Origin of the sequence: Fertoeibacter niger (assembly GCF_009380135.2) — a bacterium.
GTDB classification, from domain to species: Bacteria; Pseudomonadota; Alphaproteobacteria; order Rhodobacterales; family Rhodobacteraceae; genus Fertoeibacter; species Fertoeibacter niger.
Window position 1 is genome coordinate 233,993 of sequence record NZ_WHUT02000001.1, and the last position, 14,601, is coordinate 248,593.

The window sequence follows — 14,601 nt, forward strand, 5'->3', positions numbered from 1 at the left end:
TGCAACCTTGTCGCGAAAATCTTCTATTTTATCAACTCAGGAAAGTGCTTTGCGAATGCATTTTGCACTGCGTTCCAATGGGCGGCATCATACTGCTTCTTGCTGTGGACCACGTTCAGCACCTTGTAGCCCGCTGCCACCAACGCATCCCGCAGCTTCTTTTCCAGCCCGGCCATCTGGTCCCGCACTGGGGTGTGCAGCAGCATCTGTTCGTGACGAAGCTGTTCTTTGGTCATCCCGATTTCCGGGAAGATCGGACCGTAAGAGATCAGGTCGAACTGCCCGCAGGTTTCCGGTTCCACCCCGGCCTCGGTCAGCAGCCGTCGCAGGCTGTTCTGGGCCTTGGAGAAACCCAGGTGCTGGCCCATGCGGGTGTAGGGGGCGGTGGCGTGGGGGCTGCTGCTGTCCCCTGTGCGGCCCACATAGAGCCGCTCCCCCTTGGGGGTCTGGACCCGCCAGACATAGAGCCAGAACCCCCGCTGGAGCATCGGGCCCGGAAGCGTCAGGCGATGCAGGCTGGCGGTCGTGGTGGCGTTGCTGGCGGTTTGATCGCCCGGGTGGGTCTGGGTGCTCATGCCATGCTCCTACAGGTCACCGGCAAAAGCACGTTGGGACAGGGATTGAAACAACTGCCTTGCGTCTTTGGCATCCTGCTCGACTTTCTGACGTAGAACCGATTGCTTTGCTGCTATCATACCAAACGCAGCAACCAATTCCCGAGGAGGCTTGATCATCGGGTAATTTTTGAGTTCCACCGGAGAGATATGCGGAATAGTGGTTTCCGTAGGGTTGCAATAACTCCAGAAGGATGGATGCCTTAGGCACTGAAAAACGAAAGGTTTTTCTGCTGGCACCGAACTCCGGATTCGGGCCACCCGTTGAACTAGAAGAGCAGGCAGATCAGCCTGAACGACCTCTGCTACCTTTAGACCCGACGAAATCCAGGGTCGGTCGAGCGCCAAAATGATGTCCCCAGATACCAAAGCATACTCCGCAAACCGGGCTGCGTCTGATACTGGCCAATACCGGGTGTCAGACCATTCCAACCGGTCAGGCATCGTGTTTGCACCCCGACAGAGCCTTATCCCCTCTTCTACATATTCGGCACTTTTGAAAGGGAATCCGATTTTGACCTCGGCTTGCAGGCTGAGTGGTTCACGATCCCAGTTCATCGGGTTTTCACCGGGATCACCAAACATCTCCAGAAACACCGACCGGAGGAAGTCATCCGCCAGGGTGAGGGCCTGTTCACGTTTGCGGAGGATGGCATCTGCCTTATCCAGTATCGCCGCGATCCGGCGTTGTTCGGTCAGCGGCGGCAAAGGGAACTTAACCCTCGACACTATAGCTTTGGACACCTCTTTGAAGGTTGCCCCGTTCCCCAAATCTTCCAGTTGTCGCCGGTTAGCCCGCAGCCACCAATAAAGATAGTCCGCGTTCAACTCCGGTCGCGGCACGAAACTCTTGAAACCTTGATTGGTGGCCATGGGGGTGGTGTTGATCGCCACCAGCCCTATGGGGGCCCGAGAACTGAACAGCACGGAACCAGGCGGCAGCAACCTGGCAGAGCACTCGTTCAGACCAGCTTCGGTAATCGTCCGGTCGGTCTTGTAGAGATGCTTGCCATCCAACCGCGATAGGTCAGTGGGTGTCGCCCATGCCACCGCACCGTCCCAGTAACGCGGAACGCTGGACTTCGGGGTCGAACCGCTGACGATATCTGCGATTTCACCTAGCGTTGTCTGCTGCCAACTCATCCCAACATGCCCTCAAGTTCGACCAGATCGATGCTGATTTCGTCATTGAGGGATTTCATCCGCCCAAGGATGTCCACCGGATCGTCCGTCTTTGCCAGCACGTAGTCGCGCTTCTTGTAGCGGCCCAAGGACAGATCGTAGTTAGCCTCCCGGATTTCATTCGCCGATACCATGAACGCTTTCTTTTTCCGGTCTGTCAGTTCGGATGCATCCCGGTTCCGCCATGCCGCTAAACATCCTGGCAGATCGTTTTCCGCGACGGGTTCCCGCTTGTCATCGAGAGAGAGCCCATCAGCCTCGACATCGTAGAAGAACACATCATCCGTCCGCCCACCCTTGGTGAACACCAGAATGCCCGTGCTGACCCCGGCATAGGGCTTGAACACGCCAGAGGGCAGCGAGATGACCGCTTCCAACTGGTTTTCATCGAGCAGTAACCGCCGCAGGGCGACGTGGGCGGTGGAAGACCCGAACAGCACCCCATCCGGCACAATGGTGGCCGACCGCCCACCCAGTTTCAGCATCCGCAGGATCAGCACCAGAAACAGCAGTTCAGTCTTCTTGGTCTTCACCTGACGCAGCAGACCGGAATGCACGTCTTCGAAATCCAATGAACCCTTGAATGGCGGGTTTGCCAGAATGAGGTCAAATGCATCCGTTGCGGTGGTGGGGAACTTTTCCGGGAAATTGTTCGACAGCGTATCCTGATAGTGGATGTCTGGATCATCCACGCCGTGCAACATCATGTTCATCGCCGCGATACGCAGCATCGTGGCATCGAAGTCGTAGCCGTGGAACATGTGACTGCGGATGTATTCCCGGTGCTCTTCCAGCAGGTCTCCTGAAAATATCTTGTAGTGCTTGCCAGTGTCCGGATCGGTCCCTTCGACTACGGCCTCGGGTGAGGTGTAGGTCTGGAGCAGATATTGCATGACCTCGACCAAAAATCCGCCGGTGCCGCAGGAAGGGTCACCGATCACATCGGTCGGCTTGGGTTCCAGCATGTCCACCATCAACCGGATGATGTGACGCGGGGTGCGAAATTGGCCGTTGATGCCAGCCGTGGTGAGTTTGCTCAGCAGGTATTCGTAGAGATCGCCCTTGGTGTCGCCATCGGTCAGGGGAAGACGGTCTATCATGTTGACCGCTTTGTTCAGAAGACTGGTCTTCTGGATCATCAACTGGGAGTCCTTCATGAACTCACCGAAGACAGTCCCTCGCAGGGCTGTTCCACGCAGGTGCGGGAAAACGCGATCCCGAACGAGAGGCAGCATCTGATCACCACCCAGGTGCCGGAATTGCGACCATCGCAGGTCTTGCTCGTCGGGACCAAATCGGCGTCGGAAATCCTTTCCGGTGTGGCGGCGGCGGTTCTCGTCACGAGTTTCGTTCACATCGAGCAGCCGGATGAACATCAGATAGGTGATCTGCTCGATCACCGTCAGAGGGTTCGTGATCCCCCCAGTCCAGAACTCCGTCCAGAGCCCGTCGATATAGCGTTTGAGTTCACCGGCAATCATCAGTGCAAGGTCCCTTTGTCGGTCTGATCACTGTCGGTGCTCCGCGACGGGGGCGCAAACAGGTTCACGATTCTCATGAGTTGGTCGATGTCGTCAGGTTTGTCGAAAACACCCTCGGGGCCGTCCGCATCCACCACGGTGAAGGGCTGGTCATAGAGCTTGTCGATGGTGATGAAGCCGAACTTGACGATGTGGTTTTGCAGCATGCCGAGGAACCGGGTCTGTTTGGCCGTCAGCTCTGGATGGCTGAGCACGAATGCCGAAAAGCGATCCCGCACCATCTCGGCGTCCAGCCCCACCATCGAACGGATAGCGATGTCCAGCGGCAGGGTGGTGGTGGCAAAGAACTCCTCCAGGGCCTCGCGGCCCACGTTGGGGTTTTGGGTCAGCACCAACGAGATGATGGCGTTCAGGTCTTCGGGCGTGACCGGCTCGCCATTGCGGATTTTCACCAGCGTGGGGTTGGTATCGAAATGCTTCCGCAGTTCAGCTTCAACTAGGGACTTATACGCGGCCATGTCCACGGTCCGCAGGCTGGCACTGCGACGGTTGGTCTGCACCAGGGACTGGTCCTCGGTCACGTCGATGATCTTGGGGCCGATGCCGGGGCCCGTGGTGGGCTCACGGTAGTGGATGATCTCCCGCAGGGGTATGCGGACCTCTTCCAGAGCGACCACTGTAAGGCCATCCCAGAATGCCAGTGACTTCACCCGCTTGATCACCTCAGCCCGCTCACGCACCGGGTTCAGGTGCATCTGGAGACGGTCGAGCCGTTCCATGAACTCGATGCGGAGATCGGCGACATCGGCGGATGCCATGATCGCAGCCGTCTGCAACCGGCAGATTAGGAGGTCAAATGCATGGGCCTCGGTCGCACCACGTATGTTCCGCCACTGCATTAGGGGTGCGATGGTGGTTCTCAGCACGTTGACCGTGTTGGGGTCAAACCGCCGCAGGTTTTCCATTGCCCCGAGAGAACGCTTCTCCCGCCACCTTTCCCGGACAGCAATTGATTCCTCAGGCAGGGCCTGGATGTCTGCCGCGATGAGACCGATCACGATGTCGAATGCAGGGATGTCGCTCTGACGCAAGGCTCTCTCGGCCAATGCCACCCGCTGTTCGAACAGCAGTTGCAGCAACGCTTTCGAAAGCTGCGGCTCAGCGGGCTGGAAGCCGTCCTCGAACCGCTGGAAATTGCCCCAGTGATCGAAGATGCGAAAAATCTTCTTGTCGCGACCCGGGCCGAACAGATCGGGACACAGACGTGTGCCACGACCCACCATCTGCCAGAACTTCACGGGTGACCTGACTGGCTTGGCGAAGACCAGGTTGACGATCTCCGGCACGTCGATTCCGGTATCAAGCATATCGACACTGATCGCCACAGTAAGCTCATTGGTGTTGCTTTTCAGATCGTCGATCAGTTGCTCGGCCCGAGGGTCGTAGTTGTCGATCACCCGGCAGAACTTCCCCCCATATTGGGGATACATCTCGTCGAAGAGACTGCTCATCAACATGGCGTGGACATGGTTACGTGCGAAGATGATCGTCTTGCCAATGGTCTGTCCCGATCCATCCCGGACGCCGTTTTCCATCAGGTTACGAATGATCGCCCTGTTGGTGTCCCGGTTGAAGATCGCTTGGTCGATCTGGTCCGACGTGAAGTCGTAGAGGTTCGGGTCTTCACCCTGGGCTTCCAGTTCGTCGATCTGCTCCGGTGTCAGGCCGTCAAGGCGTATGCCGTCACGCAAGAACTGGGTCGTGTGCTCGAACACCTCGAAGGGTGTCAGATAAGGTGGTTCGGATGTAACGGCCTGCTCCAGGTCGTAGTTGAACGTCGGAAGTTGGCCTTCGCAGTTGAATAGCCCGAAGGTGCTACGGGTCACAAAGTTCACCGGTGTTGCAGTCAGCCCGATCTGGAGACTGTCGAAGTAGTGAAAAAGGTCACCGTATACATTGTATATCGACCGATGCGATTCATCCGCGATGATCAGGTCAAAGAAGCCCACATCAAATGACTGATAGACCTTCAACATCGCGGGATAGGTGGCGATGAAAATCCGTTCGGTGGACTCGCCGCTGGCACGAGAGTTCACGATCCTGATTGGTTCCGACTCAAGGTATTCGGTGAATGCATTTTTGGCCTGTTTACGCAATTCCTTGCGGTCACACAGAAACAGAACCCTCTTGGCCCAACCCGCCCGGATGAGCAGTTCGGCCAGCGCAATTGCAACCCGGGTTTTCCCCGTGCCGGTCGCTTGGACGATAAGAGCCTTACGATGGCGATCCGTGAACCGTTCCGACACAGCCTTGATCGCTTCAATCTGATAAAGCCGGTTCACAATCCGCGCTTGAGGAACCAGTGTGGCAAGGTCCTTGCGGTTCTTTCGCTGGAACTTGACCAGATACTGTAAACTGTCCTTGGAATAATACCCAAAGACCTTCCTGGGCGGATAACCACCGGCATCGTCCCAAAGCCAGAGGTCATAGCCATTGGTGTAGAAGATCACAGGGCGTTGGCCGGTTTGAAGCTCCAATGCATCGGCATATAGCTGAGCCTGCTTCCGGCCACGCTCAGGGTCCGCCGCAGTTTTCTTGGCTTCAACGACCGCAAGGGGGGAACCGTCTGCGTCAAAGAGAACGTAGTCCACAAAGCCTTTGCCGGTCGCCGTCGGCTGACCCAGGACCTCATATTCTTTGGCCACCTGGTCAGTCGATTTCGTCCCAGCGGCCACGTTCCACCCCGCCGAGGCGATCATGGAATCGATGATCCGCGCCCGGGTTGTCGCTTCGTCGAACTTGAGGATGTCAGCGGAATCCGCACCCGATTTGGCAATCGCCTGGAGTTGAAGCTCCGAGAGCTTCTTGTCCGACGACTCGACCTGCTGACGTGCCTGCTCAAGTTCTGCCAACAAAAGGTCCATCTGGGCCTTCTGTGCTGCCAGTTGGTCCAGCACACGCTTCGTCTCAGCGGCAATGGTATTTGGCGACTGACCGCCAGCAGGCCGAACCGGCTTGGTGAACTGGGGTAGAGTCTTGACATCGGCTTTCTTGAAGTTGACCGCCAGCCACCGACCCAGGTCGAACGCCTCCCGTAGCAGCCAGAGGGCCTTATCGGTCGAGGCACCTTCCCCATGTGCTGCTTTGTTACCCTCAACACGAATGGCGTGAAGCTTATCGCGGACGACTTTTGGGGTGACCGAGCAGAAGGTGCCATCTTCGAGCAGATCGATCTGCGTTGCACGGATCGGTTTTGGCAGTTGCAGGTCTCGGTAGATGTCCTTGACCAGGTTCTCAGCAAAGAGCCGAAGGTTGAACATGGCACTGGTCGGGTCTGTATAAGCGTATGCTTCTGCAAACCCACCCAGCCCGGGGAGTTCAGGCCAATGCTGCCGAAGAAACTCGAAGTTCATCGAGATCATTTCATCGCCCCCGCTAGTGCAGCGATGAAGTCATCGCGGTTCTTCACGACCAACGGGGACTCGTGCGGTTCGTCCAACCACGGTGCCGCGTCCAACCGCAAACGCTTGTTGAAATAATACAACATAGCCCGCCGGACGCTGATCGTCAGAATGCCATCGATCATCCCGTATTCACCGGTGATGATTTGTTGCTGTTGCTCCGACAGCAGTGGGTTCGGAACGAGCACTACCTGGAAAAGCGAGTTCCACGTTTCATCCAGACTTGGGGTCGCACCCGCGATATCGACGTGCCGGGTGTCCAAACACCGTGAAACGATGAAGTCCTTGAACTTCTCGGACGTGTGGCAGAACGCCCGGACGTGCCAACGCAAACCGTCGTGACCGAACGCATGCGGTGTGATTCGCCGCCACATCGCGTCCGGCCTGTTGGTGCTCATTGAGACGTATTTGATCTCGACCGAGCGGCCCTCCGACACGCACTGTGCAATGGGCTGGAGCACGTATGGATCGATTTTGCGGTGCGGAAACGGCAAGCCTTCCGCGATGGGCTGGCGTTCTATCGCCCCGTCGGCAGGATTGCTGTCTATGGCCTGACCGACTGACGCCCGCAGGAACTCATCAGAATCCAGCGTGATGAACCCGGCCTTGAACCCAGCGGAACGGAAATATCGCCTTTTGCTAGGATCATAGGTGAGGTTTTCGGGGTGAAGTGCCTGATAGGCCGCAAGGTCCTTCGATGCCTGTGGCACAGACAAGCCAAAGTGCGATGTCAGATCACTACGGTTCAGACCGCCGCACCAGAACGCCTGATGTTCGATGAACTGGAACCGCTGTTCCGCCGCCCACTTGATGTCCTTCACGGTCTCCATCGCCGACTCACTATTCGAATACTTTTAATACGAATAGAAAATATTCTTACGTGCGTCAAGATGGACCACATCTCAGGCACAAGAAATCGTTCAGAGCCTCATCAGGCCGAACGAGTTTCTCTCAGGCGATGGCGAAAAAGGTGCATCACTTGGAAAGCTTGGGCTTCTTCCGCCGACGGGCCCGAGCCTTCCATTCTCCACCCTCCAGGATTTCCGCAGCCCGTTGTGCAAGTCCCTCGATATCGAGGGGGGCGAAGCTGATCTTGTCGTGAACCATCTCTTTCAACAGGCCAGGATCGTGACGCATGTGGATCAGGTAGTTTTCCACAGCAGCCTCGTTTTCCAGGTAGTGACCCATCGACAGCTTCTTGTGGTCGGAGTCAACTTTCGTCACGCATGACATGGCGAAGGTGTGACGGAGGCTGTGCAGCACGATCAACGGGTTCGTCACCCCAGCACGGTCTCGAAGATATTCAGTGAACCGTTGAGACAGCTTATCCGCTCGTCGTTCCCCATTCTGGTGTGGGATATCTTTGAACAGATGAACGGAGCCCAAATCCCTCGCAAGCTCCACAAAAGCAGGGAATCCGATGTCCATGATCTGTGACACCAGGGGGGCTACGCGATCAGACGACCACGTTTTGATACGTTTTCCCGTTCCGAGGACATCTTCTTCCCAGTCATCATGTTCATCGGTAGCTATCGACGTCGTCAGCTTGAGATATGGGGTAGGGGCGTTCAGCACGACATCTGCCACATGAAGTTGGGCGATCTCGTTCCGTCGTGCGCCCGTGAAATAGAGTAGCAGGGGAACCCAGAACTCCGATGGCCGATAACTGTTGTAGGTTTCTGGGTTGAATGCTTTCAGAAGGTCATCTTGGCTAAACGGCAGGCGAACGGGTGCATGTGAGCGTTTTCCGCTACCGGTGAAGCCGATGAATGGATTTGTCCAAGAATTGAGATCATCGACGAAATCATCATGTTTCGCCACCTGATCCAACACGGATTTCAAGCCACCCACCAACTTGGCGACGGTATCCTTGGCCAAGACAGGGTGCTTGTTCTCTCGTGCCCAATCAACCTGATCCTGTAGTGGCAACTGACGGATTTCGTTCGGTGGGCGCTTCGGAAGCTGCCGAAGTAGGTCTCGGAAACCCTTGGCATGTGTTCGGCTTATGCGGTTCACATCGAGATCACCGAACAGTTCGATGAATCGATCAACAGCAACTTGAAACTCCTCGACGCTTCCCGCCGTGATGGGCTTGTCAGCATCCGATCTTGTCCGTTCCGACGTGAACCTTTCGAAAGCCTTCGAAAGTCGCCGCTCACTGGTCTTCGGAACGCGACCCAGAGACTTGAACAATGGACTTCCAATGATCTCCGGATTGGATTCCGCATATTCGTCTTGGCACAGGCTAACGAGCTTATCCCAGTCGGGGGAAGGTATGGAAATCTGGATGCCGCGTTCTTCAACGAACTGTCGGACGAGCCCAGCCAACTGCTCCTTCGTCCGTAGGATCGGTTCTACGATCTCATCCCCGATAGGCTTTCCCATGGCTTGAAACGCATCCGGGAAACGTGACCCGAACACTGCCTCGGGCATGGTGAACTGAACCCTTTCCTCATACCAAAGTGACCAGAGGACCGCGTGGTCTTCCAGGTCTTCGTCGGTGATCCGCTGGTAGGTTCCGTTGCGGGCAGCTTCGATGATCTTGTCAGTTTCTACCAGCTTGACCCTAAGCCTGCGCTCAGCCTCGGACTGGCTGTCCGTGCCCAGAGATGATCGCCACGACTCGAACCCGATGATCGGCACCAGTTCCGTGGGGACTCGGCGGACAAACTGCCAGGACTTACCACGCCGACTCATATACTTCGGAAGGGTCAATGTATCACGTCCCGTGTCACAGTTTGTATCACACCCCGAAAGGGAAGGGTCTGAAAAGACCCTTGAAAAACAGTAACATGCTGAAAGTGTTATGGGAAGGGGAACCGCAAAAGCGGTTTGGTAGGCCCGGAGGGACTCGAACCCCCAACCAAGGCGTTATGAGCGCCCTGCTCTGACCGTTGAGCTACAGGCCCGGTCCCGTTCTGCGTAAGGGCTTGTGTTGCGGGGGTCAAGTGGTGGGGCATGTCCCGCAGGGCTTCGCGTTGCGCGCGGGGCGGGGATCGTCTATGCGGGCGCAGGATCGGGGCAGGCTTCGGGGGCCGGACATGACGACGACGCACAACGGGCTGACCTATGCGGATGCGGGGGTTGATATCGACGCGGGCAATGCGCTGGTCGAGCGGATCAAGCCTGCCGCCAAGCGCACCAACCGGCCTGGCACGCTGTCGGGTTTGGGCGGCTTTGGCGCGCTGTTTGACCTGAAAGCGGCGGGCTATAGCGACCCGGTGCTGGTGGCGGCCACCGACGGCGTGGGCACCAAGCTGCGCATCGCCATCGACACTGGCGAGGTGGACACGATCGGCATTGATCTGGTGGCGATGTGCGTCAACGATCTGGTCTGCCAGGGGGCAGAGCCGCTGTTCTTTCTCGACTATTTCGCTACCGGCAAGCTGGATGTCGATCAGGCCGCGCGCATCATCGAGGGGATCGCCGAAGGCTGTCGCGCCTCGGGCTGCGCGCTGATCGGCGGCGAGACGGCGGAAATGCCGGGCATGTATCACAAAGGCGACTTCGATCTGGCGGGTTTTGCCGTGGGCGCGATGGAGCGGGGGGCCGATCTGCCTGCGGGTGTGGCCGAGGGCGATGTGCTGCTGGGGCTGGCCTCTGACGGGGTGCATTCCAACGGCTATTCCTTTGTGCGCAAGGTGGTGGAGATCTCGGGCCTCGGCTGGGATGCGCCTGCGCCTTTTGCCGATGCGCCGCTGGGCCGGGCGCTGCTGACCCCCACGCGGCTTTACGTGACGCAGGCGCTGGCCGCGGTGCGGGCGGGCGGTGTGCATGCGCTGGCGCATATCACCGGGGGCGGGCTGACGGAAAACCTGCCGCGTGTGCTGCCCGAGGGGTTGGGGGCCACGATTGACCTGAATGCATGGCCGCTGCCGCCGGTGTTTCGCTGGCTGGCCGATACCGCTGGCATGGCCCAGCCCGAGCTGCTGAAAACCTTCAACTGTGGCATCGGGATGATCGCCGTGGTGGCGGCTGACCGGGCCGAGGCTTTGGCCGCCCTGCTGCGCGAACAGGGCGAAACCGTGGTTGCGATGGGCCATGTGACGGCGGGGCAGGGTGTGGCCTATACGGGCCGTCTGCTGTGAAACGGGTGGCCATCCTGATTTCGGGGGGTGGCTCCAACATGCTGGCTTTGGTGGCCAGCATGACCGGCGACCATCCGGCGCGGCCGGTTCTGGTGGCGTCGAACGATCCGGCGGCCATGGGGCTGGCGCGGGCTCAGGGCTTGGGCATCGCCACGGCGGCGGTGGATCACCGGCCCTTCAAGGGCGACCGCGTGGCGTTCGAGGCGGCGTTGCTGGAGCCTGTGCTGGCGGCGGAGCCCGACATCCTGTGTCTGGCCGGGTTCATGCGGGTGTTGACCCCCGGTTTCGTCGCGCGGTTCGAGGGGCGGATGCTGAACATCCACCCGTCGCTTTTGCCGAAATACCCCGGGCTGCACACCCATCAGCGCGCGCTGGATGCGGGCGATGCCGAGGCGGGCTGCACCGTGCATCAGGTGACGGCGGTGCTGGATGATGGCCCCATGCTGGGGCAGGCCCGCGTGCCCGTGCTGCCGGGCGACACGGCAGATGCGCTGTCGCAGCGGGTGTTGATGCAGGAACACCGGCTGTATCCGGCCTGCCTGCGCAGGTTTGCGGATGGTCAGGCAGCGCCGCTGTTTCTGTAACGCAGCACCCGCCCGTCGATCACCAGCAGCCCCAGCCCCAGCAGCGCGAAACCGGCATAGGCGCGCAACGGCAAAGCCTCGTCCAGCACCAGCGCGCCCAGCACGATGGCCACCGGGGCAACAAGCAGCGTGACAAGGCTGAGGTTGCCGGCCCCCGCCATGCCCAGCACGCGGTAATAAAGCAGATAGGCGAAGGCTGTGGAAACGGCGGCCAGATAGGCCACAGCGCCCCAGGCGGCGGGGCCGTGGTGCAGGGCAGGCGCACCTTCCAGCAGCAGCGCCAGCGGCACGGCCACCAGTGTCGAACCGGTCAGCATGCCCGCAGCCGCCACTTGCGGCGTCAGCCCGCGCAGCGCCACCCGGGCAAAGGCCCCCGCGCAGGCATAAGACAGCGCCGCCCCCAGCAGCGCCAGTTGCGCCAGTGAGGTCAGATCCAGCACCAGCAGCGCGGAAGGCCCGATCACCACCACCACCCCGGCAAAGCCGATGCCCACGCCCGCCAGCCTGCGCCCGGTCAGCCGCTCATCCCGAAACAGGATCGCCGCCACCAGCACACCCAGAATCGCCGTCGATGCGTTGAGAATCGCTGCCAGCCCGGTGGGAATCACCAGTTGCCCCCAGGTGATCAGAGAAAACGGTATGACGTTGTTCAGCATACCCATGCCCAGAAACGCCGCCCAGACCCGGGCGCTGCGCGGCACCGTGAGGCCCTTGAGCGCGACCCAGACCCACAGGATCAGGCAGGCCCCCGCCACCCGGGCGGCCACGGTGGTGAACACGCCCAATTCGTCCAGCGCCAGCCGGTTGGCCAGAAACGACCCGCCCCAGATGAACGCCAGCAGCAGAAGTTCGGCCCAGGCCCGGGGCGAGAGGGATTTTTGTGCAACCATCATGGCCCCGGGGGTATCAGGCCAAAAGCGCCGCCGCGACCCGAAATGCGACAAAAGAAAAGGCCCCGCGCGACGGCGGGGCCTTTTGCCGATGTGAAGCGATCAGAAGCGGTAGCCGACCGACAGGCCAAAGCCCATCGCCTTGCTGCCGCTAAATTGGGTGCCAGACCCGTCCACCGCATCGCCCAGTTCGACATATTCGATGCCGGCGGTGATCTTTACGGCGTCCTTGGTATAGGTGCCGCCAATGCCGATGCTTTTCATCCCGTCGGTGGGCGACAGGCGCGAAGAGATGCCGCCCTTGGCATCCTCATAGCCCAGCCGCGCGAAGACGCTGAAATTGTCGTTGATCTTGCGGCCAACGCCCAGTTGATAGGTGATCACGTCATTCTCGAAATCGGTCACGTTGTCGCCAGTCAGGCTTTCATATCCTGCCGGGCGCACCTCCCAGACCGACCATTCCGACCAGCGGATCGAGCCGAACACCAGCGTATCCTTGGCCACGCCAGACTGGAAATCCAGCGTGATGGTCTGGGGCATTTCAATCGTGGTCGTGCTGTCGGGGAAGGGCGTGGTGCCGGGAACCAGACCGAAGGCGGGGATGTTTTCGGTGGTGGCCAGCTTGTGTGTCAGCCCGCTTTCATAGGTCAGGCCCACACGCAGCGCGATTTCCGGCTTTTCATAGGCCGCGCCCAGGATATAGCCAACATCGCCATCGCGCGCGCCATTGGCGGTATAGGTCAACGACCCGGGAGGTGCGCCTGCGGCCAGCGCCATGCCCAGCGGGTCGCCCGAACCGGCCAGCCCGCCGCGGATCAGTGCATCGGGAATGGTGATTTCAGCCGACGATTCGACATAGCGCGCGCCACCGTAAACCGATACGCCCGGCGACACTTCATAGCGCAGCACGGCCGCCAGCTGCTGGCTTTTCCATTCCGCATCAAGGCCGGTATAGACGCCGCTGCCATAGCTTGCATCCGCACCATAGGGCGAATTGACGAACACGCCGAAAGACAGTTTCTCGGTGATGTCTTGCTTCAGCGCCAGCGACAGGCTGGTGTAGTCGCCCGCCATGTCGCCGGTGCTGCCGCCACCCAGACCCGGGGCATAGGTGCCTGTCACCTTGGGCGAGACATGCGAGAACGACAGTTCCACATAGCTGCCCGGTTCAAACAGGATGCCATAGCCGATCCGGCTGCGGTCGATCCCCCCTGCCGCTGCGGCGCCTGTCGTCAATGCGACAGCCCCCAGCGTCAACACAACTCTTTTCATGTTCCTCATCCCCGTTGTGCAATATAATTGCTCATTAAACCGTAGGTGTCGGCGGGATTCCGGTCAATCAATGACGCGGCGTCACGATTTTGTCATATGCTGCCTGTGGCTATTGCGCACGTCATGGTTGTTGCGCCGCTGCGCGGTTGGCGGCGCGGATGTTGATGATGTTGGCCAGCAGGATCACCCCGCCGCCCAGAAACACCAGCGCGTCCAGCGGTTCGCCATAAAGCCACATGCCGATCGCCGCGATGACCGGCAGGCGGGCGAAATCAATCGGCACCACGATGCTGGCCGAAGCCAGCGACAGCGCCGTCGTCAGGCACAGATGCGCGGTGACGCCGCAAAACCCGATCAGCGCCAGCCAGGGCAGGGTGGCGGCTGTGGGCCACGCCACTTGCCCGTCAATCCCCGCCGCGATCAGCCCGAAACACAGCTGCATCCCCGTCAGCCAGAACAGGATCGACACGATGCATTCGCCGCGGGTCAGCGCCTTGGTCAGGATGATCGTGGCGGCAAAGCAGACGGCAGAGGCCGCCGCCGCCAGCACCCCCGGGTCAAGCGCCGCAAAATCGGGCCGCGCCACGATCAGGATGCCGGCAAAGCCAAGGGCCGCCGCCAGCGCCTTTGTCCGGGTGATCCGCTCGCCCAGAAAGAAGGGTGACAGCAGGATGACCCAGACCGGCGAGGTGAATTCCAGCGCGAACACCTGCGCCAGCGGAATCATGGTCAGTGCCCAGAACCACAGGTTCTGTCCGGTGAAGTGAAACAGGTTGCGGATGAAATGCTGGCCCAGCCGGTCGCGGCGCACCTCGCCCAGCCGCCCGGCCATCCCGGCCACAGCCAGCACGATCACCAGCCCCACCACCGACCGCCAGAACATGATCTCGAACGTATCATGCTGGCCTGCCACCTCGCGCCCCGCCACGGCCATTGCGGAAAAGGCGGCGATGGAGCCTGTCATCCACAGGGCGGCGGCTAGGGGGCGGTGGACGGCGGGCATGGGGCTTCTCGCGCAGGGTGCGCCCG

General features: G+C 59.8%; 11 protein-coding genes and 1 tRNA gene. 2 read left to right on the forward strand and 10 right to left on the reverse strand.

Annotation, left to right across the window (positions count from 1 at the left end; genetic code table 11):
* Window positions 1–23: 23 nt before the first annotated feature.
* The 7 genes from GEU84_RS01230 to GEU84_RS01260 all read right to left on the reverse strand — a co-directional run bounded on the left by GEU84_RS01230 (window position 24) and on the right by GEU84_RS01260 (window position 9,647).
* The gene (locus GEU84_RS01230; RefSeq protein WP_217438494.1) at window positions 24–575 is read right to left on the reverse strand and encodes a hypothetical protein; all 552 of its coding nucleotides are present in this window, start codon (window positions 573–575) and stop codon (window positions 24–26) included.
* A gap of 9 nt (window positions 576–584) precedes the next feature.
* Window positions 585–1,757, reverse strand: coding sequence for a restriction endonuclease subunit S (locus tag GEU84_RS01235; RefSeq protein ID WP_152823686.1), 1,173 nt, complete (start codon window positions 1,755–1,757; stop codon window positions 585–587).
* Window positions 1,754–3,277 carry a type I restriction-modification system subunit M gene (locus GEU84_RS01240; RefSeq protein ID WP_152823687.1) on the reverse strand — a complete coding sequence of 508 codons (1,524 nt, stop codon included), beginning with the start codon at window positions 3,275–3,277 and terminating at the stop codon, window positions 1,754–1,756. Before GEU84_RS01240 ends, GEU84_RS01235 begins: the two co-directional genes overlap by 4 nt.
* On the reverse strand, window positions 3,277–6,699 hold the full coding sequence (locus tag GEU84_RS01245) for a DEAD/DEAH box helicase family protein (RefSeq protein ID WP_152823688.1): 3,423 nt from the start codon (window positions 6,697–6,699) through the stop codon (window positions 3,277–3,279). The genes GEU84_RS01240 and GEU84_RS01245 overlap by 1 nt, the downstream gene beginning before the upstream one ends.
* Window positions 6,696–7,568: a BrxR family helix-turn-helix transcriptional regulator gene (locus tag GEU84_RS01250; protein WP_152823689.1), complete on the reverse strand. Its 873-nt coding sequence runs from the start codon at window positions 7,566–7,568 to the stop codon at window positions 6,696–6,698. Before GEU84_RS01250 ends, GEU84_RS01245 begins: the two co-directional genes overlap by 4 nt.
* A 145-nt stretch (window positions 7,569–7,713) precedes the next feature.
* Window positions 7,714–9,435 (reverse strand): DUF6538 domain-containing protein, encoded by a 1,722-nt coding sequence (locus tag GEU84_RS01255; RefSeq protein ID WP_152823690.1) that lies wholly within the window; start codon window positions 9,433–9,435, stop codon window positions 7,714–7,716.
* Window positions 9,436–9,571: 136 nt separating this feature from the next.
* Window positions 9,572–9,647 (reverse strand) — tRNA-Ile (locus GEU84_RS01260).
* Between the two features lie 132 nt (window positions 9,648–9,779).
* Between GEU84_RS01260 and purM the strand changes: the two genes are divergently transcribed.
* Both purM and purN read left to right on the forward strand, forming a co-directional pair.
* The gene (gene purM / locus GEU84_RS01265) at window positions 9,780–10,826 is read left to right on the forward strand and encodes a phosphoribosylformylglycinamidine cyclo-ligase (RefSeq protein WP_152823691.1); all 1,047 of its coding nucleotides are present in this window, start codon (window positions 9,780–9,782) and stop codon (window positions 10,824–10,826) included.
* A complete protein-coding gene (purN, locus tag GEU84_RS01270; protein WP_174539253.1) occupies window positions 10,823–11,410 on the forward strand; it encodes a phosphoribosylglycinamide formyltransferase in 588 nt (195 codons plus the stop codon). The genes purM and purN overlap by 4 nt, the downstream gene beginning before the upstream one ends.
* Here the strand turns inward: purN and GEU84_RS01275 are convergent.
* The 3 genes from GEU84_RS01275 to GEU84_RS01285 form a co-directional block, all read right to left on the reverse strand.
* Complete coding sequence (locus tag GEU84_RS01275; RefSeq protein ID WP_152824073.1) at window positions 11,386–12,300, reverse strand: DMT family transporter; 915 nt, start codon at window positions 12,298–12,300, stop codon at window positions 11,386–11,388. The genes purN and GEU84_RS01275 overlap by 25 nt on opposite strands.
* A gap of 102 nt (window positions 12,301–12,402) precedes the next feature.
* Window positions 12,403–13,572 (reverse strand): OmpP1/FadL family transporter, encoded by a 1,170-nt coding sequence (locus GEU84_RS01280; protein WP_174539254.1) that lies wholly within the window; start codon window positions 13,570–13,572, stop codon window positions 12,403–12,405.
* A 121-nt stretch (window positions 13,573–13,693) separates the two neighbouring features.
* On the reverse strand, window positions 13,694–14,575 hold the full coding sequence (locus GEU84_RS01285; protein ID WP_152823693.1) for a DMT family transporter: 882 nt from the start codon (window positions 14,573–14,575) through the stop codon (window positions 13,694–13,696).
* Window positions 14,576–14,601 lie beyond the last annotated feature (26 nt).

What these genes read in the sequence shown, in the direction of transcription:
- GEU84_RS01230 (WP_217438494.1), bottom strand. Translation starts at nt 575, where the DNA reads ATGAGCACCCAGACCCACCCGGGCGATCAAACCGCCAGCAACGCCACC.
- GEU84_RS01235 (WP_152823686.1), bottom strand. Translation starts at nt 1,757, where the DNA reads ATGAGTTGGCAGCAGACAACGCTAGGTGAAATCGCAGATATCGTCAGC.
- GEU84_RS01240 (WP_152823687.1), bottom strand. Translation starts at nt 3,277, where the DNA reads ATGATTGCCGGTGAACTCAAACGCTATATCGACGGGCTCTGGACGGAG.
- GEU84_RS01245 (WP_152823688.1), bottom strand. Translation starts at nt 6,699, where the DNA reads ATGATCTCGATGAACTTCGAGTTTCTTCGGCAGCATTGGCCTGAACTC.
- GEU84_RS01250 (WP_152823689.1), bottom strand. Translation starts at nt 7,568, where the DNA reads ATGGAGACCGTGAAGGACATCAAGTGGGCGGCGGAACAGCGGTTCCAG.
- GEU84_RS01255 (WP_152823690.1), bottom strand. Translation starts at nt 9,435, where the DNA reads ATGAGTCGGCGTGGTAAGTCCTGGCAGTTTGTCCGCCGAGTCCCCACG.
- purM (WP_152823691.1), top strand. Translation starts at nt 9,780, where the DNA reads ATGACGACGACGCACAACGGGCTGACCTATGCGGATGCGGGGGTTGAT.
- GEU84_RS01275 (WP_152824073.1), bottom strand. Translation starts at nt 12,300, where the DNA reads ATGGTTGCACAAAAATCCCTCTCGCCCCGGGCCTGGGCCGAACTTCTG.
- GEU84_RS01280 (WP_174539254.1), bottom strand. Translation starts at nt 13,572, where the DNA reads ATGAAAAGAGTTGTGTTGACGCTGGGGGCTGTCGCATTGACGACAGGC.
- GEU84_RS01285 (WP_152823693.1), bottom strand. Translation starts at nt 14,575, where the DNA reads ATGCCCGCCGTCCACCGCCCCCTAGCCGCCGCCCTGTGGATGACAGGC.